Here is a 15,968-nt window from a genome sequence, read left to right as displayed (position 1 = left end):
CCATGGCAGACATCCGCAACAATTTCGTCGGCATCAAATCGCCCAATCCGTTCTGGCTGGCTTCGGCGCCGCCGACCGACAAGGCCTACAATGTCATCCGCGCCTTCAAGGCGGGCTGGGGCGGCGTCGTGTGGAAGACGCTGGGCGAAGAAGGTCCGCCGGTGGTCAACGTCAACGGCCCGCGTTATGGCGCGATCTGGGGGCGGACCGGCGCCTGCTCGGCCTCAACAATATCGAGCTGATCACCGACCGCGATTTGCAGGTCAATCTGCGCGAGATCAAGCAGGTCAAGAAGGACTGGCCCGACCGCGCCATCGTCGTCTCACTGATGGTGCCATGCGTCGAGGAAAGCTGGAAGGCGATCCTGCCGGTGGTCGAGGAGACCGAAGCCGACGGCATCGAGCTCAATTTCGGCTGCCCGCACGGCATGTCGGAACGCGGCATGGGCGCGGCTGTCGGCCAGGTGCCGGAATACATCGAAATGGTGGTGCGCTGGTGCAAGGCCAACACCCGCATGCCTGTCATCACCAAGCTGACGCCGAATATCACAGATGTGCGCAAGCCGGCGCGCGCCGCACTCTCCGGCGGAACCGACGCGGTGTCGCTGATCAACACCATCAACTCGATCACCGGCGTCGACCTCGACAGTTTCGCGCCGCAGCCGACCATCGACGGCAAGGGCTCGCATGGCGGCTATTGCGGCCCGGCGGTGAAGCCGATCGCCATGAACATGGTGGCCGAGATCGCCCGCGATCCGGAAACGCGCGGCCTGCCGATCTCCGGCATTGGCGGCATCACCACCTGGCGCGATGCGGCTGAATTCATGGCGCTCGGCGCCGGCAATGTGCAGGTGTGCACGGCGGCGATGACATACGGCTTCAAGATCGTGCAGGAGATGATCGCCGGTCTCGAAAACTGGATGGACGAGAAAGGCCACGCCTCGCTCAACGACATTGTCGGCCGCGCCACGCCCAACGTTACCGACTGGCAGTATCTCAACCTCAATTACATCGCCAAGGCGCGTATCGACCAGGACGCCTGCATCAAATGCGGCCGCTGCCACATCGCCTGCGAGGACACTTCGCACCAGGCAATCACCAACATGGTCGACGGCGTCAGGCATTTCGAGGTGATCGAGGCCGAATGCGTCGGCTGCAATCTGTGCGTCAATGTCTGCCCGGTCGAGAACTGCATCACCATGGAGCCGCTGGCCGCCGGCGTGATGGACCAGCGAACCGGCAAGCCGGTGTCGCCGGTCTATGCCAACTGGACGACGCACCCGAACAACCCGATGGCCAAGGTGGCTGCGGAGTAGGGAACGGGTCGAAGAAAAAAGCGGCGCTTTCGAGCGCCGTTTTTCATTTTCCAATTGCAGATAAAATTTATCTAGGATAAAAGATATCCATGAATAGGAGCGCAACATCGTGAAGCTGGGCGAGGGTGTAGAAGCGGCCATCCATTGCGCGGCCACACTGGCCAGCGTGGAGGGCAACAGCACGATGCCGGGTGCTGCTTTGGCAGAGTCCTTCGGCCTGTCGCCGAGCTATCTGCTGAAACATCTGAACCAGCTGACTGCTGCGCGCATCCTGGAATCGGTGCCGGGACCGGCGGGCGGCTACCGGCTGGCGCGTCCGGCCGAGCGCATCACGCTGCTCGATATCGTGCTTGCGGTCGAGGGTCGCGAGCCGGCCTTCCGCTGCGGCGAGATCCGCCAGCGCGGCCCGGTCAAGATCGATGCTTCGGCCTATGTGAAGCCGTGCGGCATCAATGCCGCGATGCTGAAGGCCGAGCGCGCCTATCGTGCCGCTCTCGCGGAAACCCGGTTGTCCGACATCGTGGCTGACTACAAGGCCGAAGGCGATCCGCGATCGTTTGCCGCCAGCTGTGCCTTTGTGGCGCGCCATCAGCGGCCGCAGAAACCCGCTGCAGCCAAACAGATTTAATCCCCCGCCAAACAGATGTGAAAGGAAAGACGATGAAACAGAGACTGCAATTCTTCGCCAAGGCGCCTGAGATCATGAAAGCCGTGTCGGCGCTCAACAAGGCGGTCGACGAATGCGGGCTTGAAGTGAGCCTGCTGCATTTGATCAAGCTCCGCGCCTCGCAGATCAATGGCTGCTCCTACTGCGTCGAGATGCATAGCCGCGAGGCGAGGCGCGATGGCGAAACCGAGACACGGCTCTATCTGGTTTCGGCCTGGAAGGAATCGCCGCTGTTTTCCGAGCGCGAACGCGCGGCGCTTGCTTGGACCGAGGCAACGACCCTGATCGCCAACAATGGCGTTTCGGACGAACTCTATGCCCGCACGCTAGAGCACTTCTCGGAAGAGGAACTGGTCAAGCTGTCGGTCGCGATCGGCATGATCAACACCTGGAACCGGCTCTGCATCCCGTTCCACGCCATTCACCCGATGCCGGCGGCCAAAGCAGCCTGACCGTGCGGTTAGTCATGGAGCGCCGTGGAAAGGGCGGCGCTCCACCTGTTTCATGCTTAAGTACGGGGAAGATTTCATGCCTGTCGATTTGCCTTCGACCCTGTTGTTTCTCGGCCGCCTGTTGCTTGGCGGCGCCTTCGTTGTCGCGGGACTGCGCAATGTTCAAAACGAGGCGTTCCTGACCGGGCTGATGGCCGCGCGCGGCGTGCCGCAGGCGAGATTGGCGTTGTGGGCCGGCATCGTCCTGCAGACCGTTGCCGGCGCGCTGGTGATGGCCGGCCTGTGGACCGCGATCGCCAGTGCTGTGCTGGTGCTGTTTCTCATTGTCGCGACGCCGATGTTCCACAATTTCTGGGACCATCAGGGCCCGGACCGGGCCTCGCGCATCAACGGCTTCGTCGGCAACGTCGCCCTCGCCGGAGGCTTTCTCACGCTGATCGCACAGTCGCTGTAAGGTCACGCCGCGAAGCGCAAACCGCCATCGCAGGTCAGCACCTGGCCGGTCATAAAACCGTTGGAGACGAGGAAGGCGATTGCACCGGCGACGTCTTCGGCGTGGCCGATCCTGCCGACAGGGGTCTTACCTGCATAGTCGGCAAAGACCGCCTGCCGCTGCTCGTCAGGCAAAAAGTCCCACCACGGCGTGTCGATGACGCCGGGCGCAACGACGTTGACGCGCAGCGGTTTCAGCTCCACCGCCAGGATCGGCACCACGGTCAACAGCATGCCGTTGACGGCGGCGATGCCGGCAACGCCGGGCGCGGTCAGCTGCGCCGATACAGCCGAGATGAAGGTCACCGATCCCGATTTGTTGAGCGTCGGCAACGCTGCCTGCAGGCAGGACAATTGCGGCCGGACCTTCTCGTCGACACCACCGGCGATGTCGGCAAGATCGAGGCTTGCGAACGGCCCAAGTCCCTTGCCGCCGCTAGCAGCCAGCACAAGGTGATCGAAGGGTCCGAGGCGCTCGAAGAACTGACGGACCTCGTCCGGCTTCGAAGCATCGAAGGCCGCCTTGTCGGCGGCACCGCCGAGGCTCTTCCAGGCGCTGTTCAGCTTGTCCCGGTTGCGTCCGGTGATCGTCACCTTCATGCCCGGGCCAAGCAGTTTGCGCGCCGTCGCCAGGCCGATGCCGGATGAGCCGCCGATGATGACGGTGTGTTCGATCTTGCCGGTCATGAATGTTGTTCCTTCGATTTTGGGGAAGCCTGGCCGACGAAGTCGAGGCTCAGGGTTCGCAATTGCTGTCTGGCCTTGGCGTCATAGGCTTGTGCGTCGGCGCGGGCCTCCCTTTGGCCGTCGAAATAGAGGCCGCTGCGGCCCTCCAGCGCGGGCGATGTCGCGAGGTTGAGAATGGCGTCGGCGCCGGTTTCGACCGAGCTCCATGGCGTCACGCCGGCCTGGCGGACCATGGTGGTGTTCATGTAGCTCGCCGGATGCAGAGCGTTGACGGTGACGCCGCTGCCTTTCAACTCTCCGGCCAGGTCGATGGTGAACAGGATCTGCGCCAGCTTGCTCTGGCAATAGGCGCGCACGCCGTCATAGGAACGTGTCAGCATGACATCGCCGAAATCGATCGCCTGCTGGCCGGCCGAGGCGACGTTGATGATGCGCGCCGGCGAACTCGCCTTGAGCAGCGGCAGCAGTTCCGAGGTCAGCAGGAAACCGGCGAGATAGTTGACCGCAAAGCGCAGTTCGAAGCCGTCGGCGCTGAGCTGTCGCTTGGCGCCGGCCGTGCCGATGCCGGCATTGTTGATGAGGATGTCGAGCCGGTCGGTTTTTGCGCGTACGGCCTCGGCGAGGCGGCGGACCTCGGCTAGCGAGGCGAGGTCCGCGGCGAGGAACTCGGCTTTGCCGCCGGCGGATTCGATTTCTGCGACGGTTGCCTTGCCGCGAGCCGCGTCACGGCCATGCACCAGCACGCGCGCGCCGCCGTCGCCCAGCCTTTGCGCGACGGCGCGGCCGACGCCGTCGGTCGAGCCGGTGATGAGGATTGTCTTGTCTTTCAGGTCCATGTCGGGAGCCTCCATATTCGCTCTGGATGCCAAGATGGTGCGCTTTGCGCTCGCCAAACAGTTCAAACTTTATCCTGGTATCGATACTGCTATACTGCGCCCTCATGGATGCTTCCGCACCATCGCCCGAAGACAGCCGCCGGCGCGAGCTTGGCGCCTTCCTGCGTTCGCGCCGCGAACGGCTTTCGCCGTCAGCCACCGGCATTGCGGCCGGCGCGAGGCGGCGTACGCCCGGTCTGCGCCGCGAAGAGGTGGCGATGATCGCCGGCGTCGGCACGACCTGGTACACCTGGCTGGAACAGGGCAGGGATGTGCGGCCTTCGGTGGAGGTACTGACGGCGCTTTGCGAGGCCTTGCGCCTCGATGCCGCCGAGAAGCGGCATTTGTTCACGCTGGCCGGCCGCCAGCAGCCCGAGCGGCGGCGCATTACCCCGGTCAAGGTCGAAGGTCCCCTGCTGCACATGCTGCAGAGTCTCGTCCTGCAACCGGCCTATATTGTCGGGCCGCGCTGGGATGTGCTGGCCTGGAACGCCGGGGCGGTTGCCATTTTCGGCGATTACGGCTTGTTGGAGGGCGACGCCCGTAACATCCTCCATGGCGTGTTCACCGATCCGCACCGGCGCCATTTGCTGGTCGACTGGGAACAGCTGGCGCGCGCCACCCTTGCGGCGTTTCCCGCCGAGAGCGCGAAATACACCGGCGACCCGGATTTCGAGCGGCTGATCGCGCTTATGATGCGGTCGAGCCCGGAGTTCCGGGAGTGGTGGCCGCAGCGAGATGTGGTGCATCGTCTCTCCGGCAAGAAGTATCTGCGCCATCCGATCGCCGGCGCGATGGCGTTCGAGCATATGAGCCTGTCGATCGATGACGGCTCGGACATGAAGCTGATCGTCTACACGCCGCTGGCCGAGCAGAATTCGGTCGCCAAGCTGCAGGCATTGGTGGACGCGCTGCCTGTCGAACGGCGCAGTGCCTAGTTGACGTTGTGAATGCAAGTTCCCACCGGACAAGCCCGTTATTGAACCGGTTGCACTTCGGCTCCGCGAAATTTTTGGGCAGGACAAGGTTTTTTACGACAGCTGGTCAATACAGCCAGGCGATGGCATCATTGATAAAATGAACGAAGGCCTAACTTCGCCAAAGTTTGTTTTTTTCTTTGTTTCTGGAAAAAGTCTTCAGAGCAACATGGTCAAGCTCGAATGGCAGAACGCATTATATAAAGCCACGAAGGGCGAGTGCAAAATCATTCCCGTTCGTGTGGATGGCTCCACGATGCCGCCTGTACTTCTTCAGAACGTCTACATCGATATGTTCGCCAATGGGATTGAAGCAGCGATTGTTCAGATCGTGAATGTCATCCAAGGAAATAATACGTTCACCCCGCAGCATATGGGATTCTCCAATCTCACCTATAGCTTTTCAGGTAATCCGTCTGTTGCCGTGGACATCGTAATTTCGGCTTCTCACCTCATGGAGCCGAATCCCTCATTTCTTGTTTTGATAGACAACGAAGAGGGTGAAATCAAAATCGAGATGAACGGTGGAGTGCCGCATCGGGGTGGGTTCAACAAAGGCATCACCCTGGACAACGGCATAGTGGTGAATGGCTTTGCTATTGCTCCACTCGGCGGAGCCATCACACCTAAAATGCCGACGAAGCTAAAGATCACACCGCAACAGGGCAAGCTCGTAGCGTTTAGGGGAGTTCTTCATCAGGCATCTTATGACGAATGGAAAGCAATACCTCCAAGGAACTGAGCATCACGCAACTGAGCACCGCGGCAGTTATCAGGGCTTCGGCTTCAGCCCATCGATAAACAGCTGTTCGAGAAAGCGCGCCGCATCCTCGAAGCGGCCGTCGCCGCCGCGATCGGCGCCGAGCACGGCGCGGACCTGGACGTCGAAATCGGCGTAATGCTGGGTCGTCGCCCAGATCGAGAAGATCAGGTGCCAGGGATCGGTGCGGGCGATCTTGCCGGCGCGCATCCAGCCCTTGACGACGTTGGCCTTTTCGTCGACCAGCGTTTTCAGCTCTCCTTCCAGCAGCGGCATGATGCGCGGCGCGCCTTGCAGGATCTCGTTGGCGAACAGCCGGCTCTCCCTGGGAAAATCACGCGCCATTTCGAGCTTGCGCCGGATGTAGCTCCTGAGCTCGGTCAGGGGGTCGCCGATGTCGTCGAGTTCACGTAGCGGCGCCAGCCACGTCGCCAGCAGCCGCTCCATCAGCGTTTCGTGGATGTCTTCCTTGCGGCGGAAATAATAGAGCAGGTTCGGCTTCGACATCCCCGCGGCCTCGGCGATCTGGTCGATGGTCGAGCCGCGAAAGCCGTTGGTGGAGAAGACTTCGAGCGCTGCTTCCAGGATCAGTTCGCGCTTTTCCTGCTGGATGCGGGTGCGGCGAGGGGCTGAGCCTTCCATGGCGCCGCTCACCCCTGCAAGCCTTGGCCGAGCGGGTCATCTGGACCAATTCTCTGGACCAGTTTTTCTCTTACCCGTGGAGCGCACTTCGCAGGCCGCATTTCCGCTAGTAATCCCTTGACCGCCGACAGGGCGGTGCTAACGTTTGTCCAATCGGTCAAAAATTTGCGTAGCATGAAAACGCAGCAAAGACCAAGCTTTGGAAAGACCAAGCGTTAGCCGCACCGAAACAGGTTACAAGGGGAAGTCTTGGTCATGTCCAACCGGCTGAAAGTCACGCCGAACGATCTCAGCGCATTCTGGATGCCGTTCACGGCAAACCGGCAGTTCAAACAGGCGCCGCGCATGTTCGTGTCCGCCAAGGACATGCATTACACCACCAGCGACGGCCGCAAGGTGCTCGACGGCACCGCCGGCCTGTGGTGCGTCAATGCCGGCCATTGCCGTCCCAAGATCACGGAAGCGATCCAGCATCAGGCGGCCGAACTCGACTATGCGCCGGCCTTCCAGATGGGACACCCGATTGTGTTCGAACTGGCCAACCGCCTGGTCGACCTCGCGCCCAAGGGCATGGACCATGTCTTCTTCACCAATTCCGGTTCGGAATCGGTGGAAACCGCGCTGAAGATGGCGATCGCCTATCACCGTGTGAAGGGTGAGGGCGCGCGCACCCGCCTGATCGGCCGCGAACGCGGCTACCACGGCGTCAATTTCGGCGGCATCTCGGTCGGCGGCATCGTCACCAACCGCAAGATGTTCGGCACGCTGCTCGGCGGCGTCGACCACATGCCGCACACGCATCTGCCGGAAAAGAACGCCTTCTCCAAGGGCGTGCCGGAATATGGCGCGGAACTCGCCAACGAGCTGGAGCGCATCGTTGCCCTGCATGACGCCTCGACCATCGCCGCCGTCATCGTCGAACCGGTCGCCGGCTCCACCGGCGTCATCCTGCCGCCGAAGGGCTATCTGCAGAAACTGCGCGAGATCTGCACCGAGCACGGCATTTTGCTGATCTTCGACGAGGTCATCACCGGTTTCGGCCGTCTCGGCGCGCCGTTCGCAGCGGATTATTTCGGCGTCACGCCCGACATCATGACCACCGCCAAGGGCGTCTCCAACGGCGTCATCCCGATGGGCGCGGTGTTCGTGAAGAAGGAAATCCACGACGCCTTCATGACCGGCCCCGAGCACATGATCGAGTTCTTCCACGGCTACACCTATTCGGGCAATCCGATTGCGTGCGCCGCGGCACTCGGCACGCTCGACACCTACAAGGAAGAGGGCCTGCTGACCCGTGGCGAGGAACTGGCGACTTACTGGGAAGATGCGCTGCATTCGCTGAAGGACGAGCCGCATGTCATCGACATCCGGAATATCGGCCTGATCGGCGCGATCGAACTGGCGCCGATCGCCGGCAGCCCGACCAAGCGGGCCTTCTCGGCCTTCGTCAAGGCGTTCGAGCGCGGCGCGCTGATCCGCACCACCGGCGACATCATCGCGCTGTCGCCGCCACTGATCATCACCAAGGGCCAGATCAACGAATTGATCGACCATGTCAGAGAAGTGCTGAGGGCGATCGACTAATCTATCCAGCCAGTCGGGCGGCGGCGGGAACCGCCGCCCGGTTGGTTATATGAAATGAGAGGACTTTGAATGGCCGCCCCGGGCGAGAATCTGCGAATCAATTCAGACCGTTTGTGGGATTCCATCATGGAGATGGCGAAGATCGGCCCCGGTATTGCCGGCGGCAACAATCGCCAGACCGTGACCGACGAGGACGGCGAGGGACGGCATCTGTTCAAGCGCTGGTGCGAGGCGGCCGGGCTCGAAATGGGGCTCGACGAAATGGGCACCATGTTTGCCCGCCGGGAAGGCGCTGATCCCAGCCTGCCGCCGGTTTATGTCGGCAGCCATCTGGACACGCAGCCGACCGGCGGCAAATATGACGGCGTGCTCGGCGTGCTCGGCGGGCTGGAGATTATTCGCTCGCTTAACGATCTCGGCATCCAGACCAGGCATCCGATCGTCGTTACCAACTGGACCAATGAGGAAGGCTCGCGCTTTGCCCCGGCTATGATGGCGTCCGGCGTGTTCGCCGGTGTGCTCGATCAGGCGGACGTGTATCAGCACACTGATAAACAGGGCAGGAAATTTGGCGAGGAGCTGGAGCGCATCGGCTGGAAAGGCACCGAGAAAGTCGGTGATCGCAAGATCCACGCCTTCTTCGAACTGCATATTGAGCAGGGGCCGATCCTCGAGGACGAAGGCATCGACATTGGCGTCGTCACCCACGGCCAGGGCCTGAAATGGCTGCAGGTAACGCTGACCGGCAAGGAGGCGCATACCGGCTCGACCCCGATGCCCAAGCGCCGTAATGCCGGGCTCGGCATGGCTCGGGTCATCGAACTGGTGCACGAGATCGCCATGGACTACCAGCCCGACGCCGTCGGCGCGGTCGGCCACATGGAGGTGTTTCCGAACTCGCGCAACATCATCGCCGGGCGCACCGTCTTCACCATCGACATCCGCTCGCCCGAGAAGGAAGTGCTGGACGCGATGGATGGGCGCATACGCGAAGGCATCGACACAATCTGTGAGGCGCTCGACATCCAGTACAAGGTCGAGCAGGTCGGCGCTTTCGATCCGGTCACCTTCGATGCCGGCTGCGTCAAGGCGATCCGCGACGCCGCCGATCGGCTCGGCTATTCCCACCGCAACATCGTCTCCGGCGCCGGCCACGACGCCTGCTGGATCAACCGCGTTGCGCCGACCGCCATGGTGATGTGCCCCTGCGTTGACGGGTTGTCACACAACGAGGCTGAGGAAATCACCAAGGAATGGGCCGGCGCCGGCGCCGACGTGCTGTTCCATGCGGTGGTAGAGACAGCGGGGATCGTGGCGTGAACTAAGATCTGTATTCAAAACGACGCTCACAAGAAGCGCGAAGAGAACAAGGGAACACGACAATGACCAAAGTCATCCGAAACGGCACCATCGTCACCGCCGACCGCACCTGGAAGGCCGATGTGCTGATGCAGCACGGCAAGATCGTCGCCATTGGCTCGAACCTGCATGGCGACCATGAGTTCGACGCCAGCGGCTGTTACGTCATGCCGGGCGGCATCGATCCGCACACCCATCTCGAAATGCCGTTCATGGGCACCTATTCGGCCGACGATTTCGAGTCCGGGACGCGTGCGGCCCTTTCCGGTGGCACCACGATGGTGGTCGATTTCTGCCTGCCGGCGCCGCAGCAATCGCTGCTGGAAGCGTTGCAGATGTGGGACAACAAGACCTCGAAGGCTGCCTGCGACTACTCCTTCCACATGGCGATCACCTGGTGGGGCAAGCAGGTGTTCGACGAGATGGCCACCGTCGTCGACAGAGGCATTACCTCGTTCAAGCATTTCATGGCCTACAAGGGCGCGCTGATGGTGGACGACGACGAGATGTACGCGTCGTTCCAGCGCTGCGCCGATCTCGGCGCGCTGCCGCTCGTTCATGCCGAGAATGGCGACGTGGTTGCGGCGCTGTCGCAAAAGCTGCTCGCTGCCGGCAATAATGGTCCCGAGGGACACGCCTATTCGCGGCCGCCGGAAGTGGAAGGCGAGGCGACCAACCGCGCCATCATGATCGCCGACATGGCCGGCGTGCCGCTCTATGTCGTGCATGTGTCCTGCGAGCAGAGCCACGAAGCCATCCGCCGCGCCCGCCAGAAGGGCATGCGGGTTTTCGGCGAGCCGCTGATCCAGCATCTGACGCTGGATGAAAGCGAGTATTTCGACAAGGATTGGGACCATGCGGCGCGCCGCGTCATGAGCCCGCCCTTCCGCAACAAGCTGCACCAGGATTCGCTGTGGGCCGGCCTGCAGGCGGGATCGCTGCAGGTGGTGGCGACCGACCACTGCGCCTTCACCACCAAGCAGAAGCGCAATGGCGTCGGCGATTTCACCAAGATCCCGAACGGCACCGGCGGGCTTGAAGACCGCTTGCCCGTGCTGTGGACGACGGGCGTCAACACCGGGCGGCTGACGATGAACGAGTTCGTCGCGGTGACTTCGACCAACATCGCCAAGATCCTCAACATGTATCCTAGGAAAGGCGCCATCGTCGAAGGCGCGGACGCCGACATCGTGGTGTGGGACCCCAGCGCCAAGAAGACCATCACCTCGAAGAAGCAGCAATCGGTGATCGACTACAACGTCTTCGAAGGTTTTGAGGTGACCGGCCTGCCGCGCTTCGTCTTTTCGCGCGGCGAACTGTCGGTCGAGGAAGCGGAGGTCAAGGCCAAGCCCGGCCATGGCGAATTCGTCGCCCGCGAGCCGAACGCGGCGGTCAACCGGGCTCTATCGACCTGGAAGGACATTACCGCGCCGCGCAAGGTGGAACGCACCGGCATTCCGGCGACAGGCGTTTGACGTTGCGGAGCCCGGGGGCGCTCATTTCACTGGTCGTGGCGATGGTGGTCGCTGGTCCGGCAACAGGGGCCGAGAGGCTGGTGGGCTCCTGGGGCAACGATGCCGGCTGTGTCTTTGCAAAGGCCGGTTTTCAGGGCCGGGACGATTATATCGTGCTGACCGCCGAAGGCATCGAGACCTATGGCAGCGGCTGCCGGTTCGCGCAGCAATTGACGTGGGCGCCGGGCACGCAATCGCTTGATGCGACCTGTTCCGCCGAAGGCGAGGCGGGGACGACGGCTGAAACCGTTGTGGTCACCAACAAGGGCGAGGGTGGGTTCTTCGTGACCATTCCCGGTCTTGAAGAAATGGGGCCGTTGCAACCGTGTTCGTGACGTTGGAGCTGGGGGAATGAGCGCGCGCGGTTTGGGGCCGTCTGTTGCGATGATAGTCGTTCTGGCTGCGGGTCAGGCCCTTGCGGCAGGCATCGACCTGACGAAACCCTATGGGGACAAATATGGCTGCATCAACCGCAACGGCCAGGAAGTCGCCGCCGATCGGATGCTGCTTTTGACCGACGAGGCATTGGTCACCGCCGCCAGCGCCTGCACCTTCACGGACAAGCAGGCGCAGGCTGATGGGTCGCTGGTGGTGACGGCAACATGCGAGGCGGAAGGCGAAGAAGGACAGGAGCCGACCAAATTCACCATCAAGCGCAGCGCCAAGAACGCCAAGAAGCTGACGGTCACCGACGACGACGGCAATGTCATGGGCGAAGTGGCGCGGTGCAAATGACGGCAGTCCCGTCAGCGTCAGGCCACCAGCGCATCCAGTTCCGGCAACAGGACGACGCTTTCCTGTTCATTGGGATCGGTGCGGGCGATGACGGCCGAGGACGGGGCGTTGCTCAGATTGGCCGGCAGATGCGGTACGCCGGCCGGGATGTAGAAGAGGTCGCCGGCCTTGACGACGATGTGGTTCTCGAGCCTGTCGCCATACCATGTGTGGACCTCGCCCGAGAGCACATAGATCGCCGTCTCATGACTTTCATGCAGATGCGCCTTGGCGCGGGCGCCAGGCGGCAGGGTGAGCAGATGCATGCAGATGCCGGACGAGCCGACCGTCTCGGCTGCAATGCCGGCAAAATAGGTCAATCCCTGCTTGCCTTCATAAGTGCTTTCAGGACGGATAAGGTGACAAGTGGGTTTGGGCGACATCGGCAAGGCTCCGGGCGTCGAGTGGGTGGGATTGGACGAGTGGAAAGCAACATCAACGCGAATGCAACGGCATTTCATCCTGGGCGGCTGCGAGAGGCAGGCAGCAAGCGATGACGGGACAATCGCCAGCCGTCGTCTCGGCAAGCAGACTTGGCCTTACCTTTCGGACCAATGACGGTCCGGTAGAGGCGCTCTCCAATGTCGACCTGACCATCGGCAAGGGCGAGTTCGTCTCCTTCATCGGCCCATCGGGCTGCGGCAAGACCACCTTGCTGCGCGTCATCGCCGATCTGGAAAAACCGACATCGGGCACGATCTCGGTCAACGGCATGACGCCGGAACAGGCGCGCGAGAAACGCGCTTATGGCTACGTCTTCCAGGCGGCAGCCCTTTTCCCGTGGCGCACGATCGAGCGTAACGTGGCGCTGCCGCTGGAGATCATCGGCCTTTCGAGAGCGGAGCAGGCCGAGCGCATCAAGCGCACTATGGAGCTCGTCAACCTCTCCGGCTTCGAGAAGAAATACCCCTGGCAGCTTTCCGGCGGCATGCAGCAGCGCGCTTCGATCGCCCGCGCGCTCGCCTTCGACGCCGACCTGTTGCTGATGGACGAGCCCTTCGGCGCGCTGGACGAGATCGTGCGCGACCATCTCAATGAACAGCTTCTGGAATTGTGGGCGCGCACCAACAAGACGATCTGCTTCGTCACCCATTCCATCCCCGAGGCGGTGTATCTTTCAACGCGCATCGTCGTCATGTCGCCGCGCCCAGGTCGGGTTACCGACATCATCGAATCGACGCTGCCAAAGGAGCGGCCACTGGACATCCGCGAGACGCCGGAATTTTTGGCGATCGCGGCCAGGGTACGCGATGGCTTGAGGGCAGGGCACAGCTATGATGATTGAGGGGGCGAACGACCGGCTGGCTCCTCTCCCCAACGGGGAGAGGGTGGCCGGAGCGAAGCGGAGGTCGGGTGAGGGGGCGGCGCCGACGGATCCGACCAAGAGAAATGTCGGGGCAACCGCTCGCGCCCGAAAGCTGCGGTTTGACGAGACCGAAGCTGAATACCGGCTTTGGGGGAATTGAGAGGACGTCATCTCAACGGCTACATATTTGTGCGGCAAGTGCCGCTCGGACCTTTCATCGCGGACTTCGTCTGCCGCGAGCAGGGGCTGATTGTCGAACTTGATGGCAGCCAACACGCGAATTCACTGACCGATCCCGCCAGGACAGCCTGGCTGAACGGACAAGGTTATTCGGTTCTGCGCTTCTGGAATCACGAAGTTTTGGCTGAGAGCCGAGCGGTCCTGGATACGATCTTGGCTTGTCTCGACGGAAAGATTTCTACCCCCTCACCCGACCTCCGCTTCGCTCCGGCCACCCTCTCCCCGTTGGGGAGAGGAGGGCGCCCCGCTGGCGAGGCGCGCTAGATGGACACCTTCCGCGAAAAACTCATCCCCGTGACCTCCATCCTCCTCGGCATGGTGGTGCTCTGGTATGTCTTCGCCGTCATCCTAAACGCGCCGTTCCAGCGCGACCTCGACCGGCGCGCCGGGGAAACCCACGACACCGTCGAATTCATCGGCAAGACGCTGTCGCAGCCCAAGCCGACGCTGCCGGCGCCGCATCAGGTGGCGGTGAACTTCTTCGAGAACACCTTCCTGCGGCCCATCACATCGAGCCGAAGCCTCGTCTACAATGCTTGGGTGACCCTGTCGTCGACGTTGCTCGGCTTTGCCTTCGGCACGGCGCTCGGCATCGTCATCGCGGTTGGCATCGTGCATGTGGCGACGCTCGACCGCAGCCTGATGCCGTGGATCATCGCCTCCCAGACGATTCCCATTCTGGCGGTGGCGCCGATGATCATCGTCGTGCTGGGGGCGATCGGCATCAGCGGTCTGATCCCAAAGGCGATGATCTCGACCTACCTGTCGTTCTTCCCGGTGACGGTTGGCATGGTGAAGGGCCTGCGCTCGCCCGAACTCATGCATCTCGACCTGATGCACACCTACAATGCCAGTGTCTCGCAGACCTTCTGGAAGCTGCGGGTGCCGGCCTCGGTGCCGTTCCTGTTCACCTCGATGAAGGTGGCGGTGGCGGCGAGCCTGGTCGGCGCCATTGTCGGCGAACTGCCGACCGGTGCTGTCGCCGGCATCGGCGCCAAGCTTTTGGCAGGCGCCTATTACAGCCAGTCCATCGACATCTGGTCCGCCCTTGTGGCGGGCTCGGTGGTGGCGGCCCTTCTGGTCATGGTGGTCGGCATAGCCGGGCGCCTCGTTGACCGCGCGATGGGCGGGAGGCCGGCATGAACTGGCTGAAGCCCTCCTGGCAAGCCGTGCTGGCCATTGCGCTGTGCCTCGTCGCCGTCGCGCTCGGCGCGATGTCGAAGCCGGAAGCGGCCACCCTTGCAGACCCGACGGCAAGTTTCGACTACCCCTATTTCGGTATAAAGACCCCGATGATCGGCCTGGCCGTGCTGGCGGGGCTGATCTCGATGATCAGAATTTCGGCGGTAGCCGAGGCTGCGGTGCTGTTTATCGGCGCTCACCTTGTCGCCTGGATGCTGATCTCGGGCATTACAGGGTTCGAAGGCACGGCAATGGCGCCTTATTTCCTGCTGCTCGCGGCTGCCTGGCTGCTGGCCTGGCGCTGCGTGGCGGTGCTGTCGGGGCTTCGGCCTATGGCAAAAGGGGCGCGGATGGCGCTGCGCCTCATCATCCCGGCGATCTTCGGCGCCTGGATCCTGATCATATGGGAAGCGGTGACGCGTGGCGCCGGCATTCCCTTCATCCTTTTGCCGCCGCCGAGCGCCATCGGTGTGCGCATCGCCAGTTCCCTGCCGGTGCTCGGCGCCGATATCAGGCAGACCATCTTCAAGGCGGTGATCTTCGGCTACATCGTCGGGAGCGGCGCCGGCTTCCTGGTGGCCATCGCCGCGGACCGGGTGCCGTTCCTGCGCCGCGGTCTGCTGCCGATCGGCAATATGGTCTCGGCGCTGCCGATCATCGGTGTGGCGCCGATCATGGTGATGTGGTTCGGCTTCGACTGGCCGTCCAAGGCCGCGGTCGTCATCATCATGACCTTCTTCCCAATGCTGGTGAACACGGTTGCCGGTCTTGCCGCCTCCGGCCATATGGAGCGCGATTTGATGCGCACGTATGCGTCGGGCTACTGGCCAACACTCTTGAAGCTCAGACTGCCGGCGGCAGCGCCCTTCATCTTCAACGCGCTCAAGATCAACTCGACGCTGGCGCTGATCGGCGCCATCGTCGCCGAGTTCTTCGGCACGCCTGTGGTCGGCATGGGCTTTCGCATCTCGACCGAGGTCGGGCGGATGAACATCGACATGGTCTGGGCCGAAATCGCAGTTGCAGCACTGGCGGGTTCGGTCTTTTATGGCGTGGTCGCTCTCGTCGAGAGAGCCGTCACGTTTTGGCATCCCTCTGTCCGTGGTGGATAGGGCGGTGGGTTCGGGTGTTAACTTCAGAGG

General features: G+C 62.4%; 17 protein-coding genes and 2 pseudogenes. 15 read left to right on the top strand and 4 right to left on the bottom strand.

Annotation, left to right across the window (positions count from 1 at the left end; all coding sequences use genetic code 11):
• The first annotated feature begins 2 nt into the window (after nucleotides 1-2).
• The 4 genes and pseudogenes from preA (at nucleotide 3) to NLY37_RS13345 (ending at nucleotide 2,888) form a co-directional block, all read left to right on the top strand.
• A pseudogene (gene preA / locus NLY37_RS13360) lies at nucleotides 3-1,315 on the top strand (NAD-dependent dihydropyrimidine dehydrogenase subunit PreA).
• A 109-nt stretch (nucleotides 1,316-1,424) separates the two neighbouring features.
• On the top strand, nucleotides 1,425-1,943 hold the full coding sequence (locus tag NLY37_RS13355) for an RrF2 family transcriptional regulator (protein WP_023741725.1): 519 nt from the start codon (nucleotides 1,425-1,427) through the stop codon (nucleotides 1,941-1,943).
• A gap of 32 nt (nucleotides 1,944-1,975) precedes the next feature.
• Nucleotides 1,976-2,434, top strand: a complete 459-nt coding sequence (locus NLY37_RS13350; protein ID WP_023668206.1) for a carboxymuconolactone decarboxylase family protein — start codon at nucleotides 1,976-1,978, stop codon at nucleotides 2,432-2,434.
• A 76-nt stretch (nucleotides 2,435-2,510) separates the two neighbouring features.
• Complete coding sequence (locus tag NLY37_RS13345; protein ID WP_023682193.1) at nucleotides 2,511-2,888, top strand: DoxX family protein; 378 nt, start codon at nucleotides 2,511-2,513, stop codon at nucleotides 2,886-2,888.
• 2 nt (nucleotides 2,889-2,890) lie between these two features.
• Here NLY37_RS13345 and NLY37_RS13340 read toward each other — a convergent pair whose 3' ends face one another.
• A complete protein-coding gene (locus NLY37_RS13340) occupies nucleotides 2,891-3,613 on the bottom strand; it encodes an SDR family oxidoreductase (protein ID WP_023682192.1) in 723 nt (240 codons plus the stop codon).
• Nucleotides 3,610-4,449: an SDR family oxidoreductase gene (locus NLY37_RS13335; protein ID WP_023682191.1), complete on the bottom strand. Its 840-nt coding sequence runs from the start codon at nucleotides 4,447-4,449 to the stop codon at nucleotides 3,610-3,612. Before NLY37_RS13335 ends, NLY37_RS13340 begins: the two co-directional genes overlap by 4 nt.
• Nucleotides 4,450-4,553: 104 nt before the next feature.
• Here NLY37_RS13335 and NLY37_RS13330 point away from each other — a divergent pair, with 104 nt between their 5' ends.
• Nucleotides 4,554-5,426 carry a helix-turn-helix transcriptional regulator gene (locus tag NLY37_RS13330; protein WP_023682190.1) on the top strand — a complete coding sequence of 291 codons (873 nt, stop codon included), beginning with the start codon at nucleotides 4,554-4,556 and terminating at the stop codon, nucleotides 5,424-5,426.
• Nucleotides 5,427-5,463: 37 nt separating this feature from the next.
• Nucleotides 5,464-6,207 (top strand): annotated as a pseudogene (locus NLY37_RS13325) (toll/interleukin-1 receptor domain-containing protein); the annotation flags it as partial.
• Between the two features lie 30 nt (nucleotides 6,208-6,237).
• On the opposite strand, the gene NLY37_RS13320 reads toward NLY37_RS13325, so the two are convergent.
• Nucleotides 6,238-6,867, bottom strand: coding sequence for a TetR family transcriptional regulator C-terminal domain-containing protein (locus NLY37_RS13320; RefSeq protein WP_023682188.1), 630 nt, complete (start codon nucleotides 6,865-6,867; stop codon nucleotides 6,238-6,240).
• 255 nt (nucleotides 6,868-7,122) lie between these two features.
• Here NLY37_RS13320 and aptA point away from each other — a divergent pair, with 255 nt between their 5' ends.
• The 5 genes from aptA (at nucleotide 7,123) to NLY37_RS13295 (ending at nucleotide 12,059) form a co-directional block, all read left to right on the top strand.
• A complete protein-coding gene (gene aptA, locus NLY37_RS13315) occupies nucleotides 7,123-8,451 on the top strand; it encodes an omega-aminotransferase AptA (protein ID WP_023682187.1) in 1,329 nt (442 codons plus the stop codon).
• Between the two features lie 69 nt (nucleotides 8,452-8,520).
• A complete protein-coding gene (locus tag NLY37_RS13310) occupies nucleotides 8,521-9,771 on the top strand; it encodes a Zn-dependent hydrolase (RefSeq protein ID WP_023690832.1) in 1,251 nt (416 codons plus the stop codon).
• A 62-nt stretch (nucleotides 9,772-9,833) separates the two neighbouring features.
• Nucleotides 9,834-11,285, top strand: a complete 1,452-nt coding sequence (gene hydA, locus NLY37_RS13305; RefSeq protein ID WP_023682186.1) for a dihydropyrimidinase — start codon at nucleotides 9,834-9,836, stop codon at nucleotides 11,283-11,285.
• Nucleotides 11,286-11,365: 80 nt separating this feature from the next.
• Nucleotides 11,366-11,659: a hypothetical protein gene (locus tag NLY37_RS13300; protein ID WP_286442560.1), complete on the top strand. Its 294-nt coding sequence runs from the start codon at nucleotides 11,366-11,368 to the stop codon at nucleotides 11,657-11,659.
• 16 nt (nucleotides 11,660-11,675) lie between these two features.
• Complete coding sequence (locus tag NLY37_RS13295; protein ID WP_023714800.1) at nucleotides 11,676-12,059, top strand: hypothetical protein; 384 nt, start codon at nucleotides 11,676-11,678, stop codon at nucleotides 12,057-12,059.
• 17 nt (nucleotides 12,060-12,076) lie between these two features.
• On the opposite strand, the gene NLY37_RS13290 is transcribed toward NLY37_RS13295, so the two are convergent.
• A complete protein-coding gene (locus NLY37_RS13290; RefSeq protein WP_031193071.1) occupies nucleotides 12,077-12,481 on the bottom strand; it encodes a cupin domain-containing protein in 405 nt (134 codons plus the stop codon).
• A gap of 110 nt (nucleotides 12,482-12,591) precedes the next feature.
• Here NLY37_RS13290 and NLY37_RS13285 point away from each other — a divergent pair, with 110 nt between their 5' ends.
• From NLY37_RS13285 to NLY37_RS13270, 4 genes are all read left to right on the top strand, one after another.
• Entirely contained in the window at nucleotides 12,592-13,383 is a 792-nt protein-coding gene (locus NLY37_RS13285; protein WP_023741722.1) for an ABC transporter ATP-binding protein, read from the top strand.
• A 210-nt stretch (nucleotides 13,384-13,593) separates the two neighbouring features.
• Nucleotides 13,594-13,908 carry an endonuclease domain-containing protein gene (locus NLY37_RS13280; RefSeq protein WP_353621645.1) on the top strand — a complete coding sequence of 105 codons (315 nt, stop codon included), beginning with the start codon at nucleotides 13,594-13,596 and terminating at the stop codon, nucleotides 13,906-13,908.
• A complete protein-coding gene (locus tag NLY37_RS13275; RefSeq protein WP_023741720.1) occupies nucleotides 13,909-14,787 on the top strand; it encodes an ABC transporter permease in 879 nt (292 codons plus the stop codon).
• Nucleotides 14,784-15,938, top strand: coding sequence for an ABC transporter permease (locus NLY37_RS13270; RefSeq protein WP_023712052.1), 1,155 nt, complete (start codon nucleotides 14,784-14,786; stop codon nucleotides 15,936-15,938). The genes NLY37_RS13275 and NLY37_RS13270 overlap by 4 nt, the downstream gene beginning before the upstream one ends.
• Nucleotides 15,939-15,968: the final 30 nt, after the last annotated feature.

The sequence above is a fragment of the Mesorhizobium sp. C395A genome, from assembly GCF_030323205.1.
Lineage (GTDB): Bacteria > Pseudomonadota > Alphaproteobacteria > Rhizobiales > Rhizobiaceae > Mesorhizobium.
Note: the sequence above shows the minus strand (reverse complement) of the source record. Positions and strands in the feature narration are given on the sequence as shown.

Bases quoted from the DNA above. Each gene is read 5' to 3' on its own strand.
- NLY37_RS13350 (WP_023668206.1), top strand. From the start codon at position 1,976: ATGAAACAGAGACTGCAATTCTTCGCCAAGGCGCCTGAGATCATGAAA.
- NLY37_RS13345 (WP_023682193.1), top strand. From the start codon at position 2,511: ATGCCTGTCGATTTGCCTTCGACCCTGTTGTTTCTCGGCCGCCTGTTG.
- NLY37_RS13340 (WP_023682192.1), bottom strand. From the start codon at position 3,613: ATGACCGGCAAGATCGAACACACCGTCATCATCGGCGGCTCATCCGGC.
- NLY37_RS13335 (WP_023682191.1), bottom strand. From the start codon at position 4,449: ATGGACCTGAAAGACAAGACAATCCTCATCACCGGCTCGACCGACGGC.
- NLY37_RS13330 (WP_023682190.1), top strand. From the start codon at position 4,554: ATGGATGCTTCCGCACCATCGCCCGAAGACAGCCGCCGGCGCGAGCTT.
- NLY37_RS13320 (WP_023682188.1), bottom strand. From the start codon at position 6,867: ATGGAAGGCTCAGCCCCTCGCCGCACCCGCATCCAGCAGGAAAAGCGC.
- aptA (WP_023682187.1), top strand. From the start codon at position 7,123: ATGTCCAACCGGCTGAAAGTCACGCCGAACGATCTCAGCGCATTCTGG.
- NLY37_RS13310 (WP_023690832.1), top strand. From the start codon at position 8,521: ATGGCCGCCCCGGGCGAGAATCTGCGAATCAATTCAGACCGTTTGTGG.
- hydA (WP_023682186.1), top strand. From the start codon at position 9,834: ATGACCAAAGTCATCCGAAACGGCACCATCGTCACCGCCGACCGCACC.
- NLY37_RS13295 (WP_023714800.1), top strand. From the start codon at position 11,676: ATGAGCGCGCGCGGTTTGGGGCCGTCTGTTGCGATGATAGTCGTTCTG.
- NLY37_RS13290 (WP_031193071.1), bottom strand. From the start codon at position 12,481: ATGTCGCCCAAACCCACTTGTCACCTTATCCGTCCTGAAAGCACTTAT.
- NLY37_RS13285 (WP_023741722.1), top strand. From the start codon at position 12,592: ATGACGGGACAATCGCCAGCCGTCGTCTCGGCAAGCAGACTTGGCCTT.
- NLY37_RS13275 (WP_023741720.1), top strand. From the start codon at position 13,909: ATGGACACCTTCCGCGAAAAACTCATCCCCGTGACCTCCATCCTCCTC.
- NLY37_RS13270 (WP_023712052.1), top strand. From the start codon at position 14,784: ATGAACTGGCTGAAGCCCTCCTGGCAAGCCGTGCTGGCCATTGCGCTG.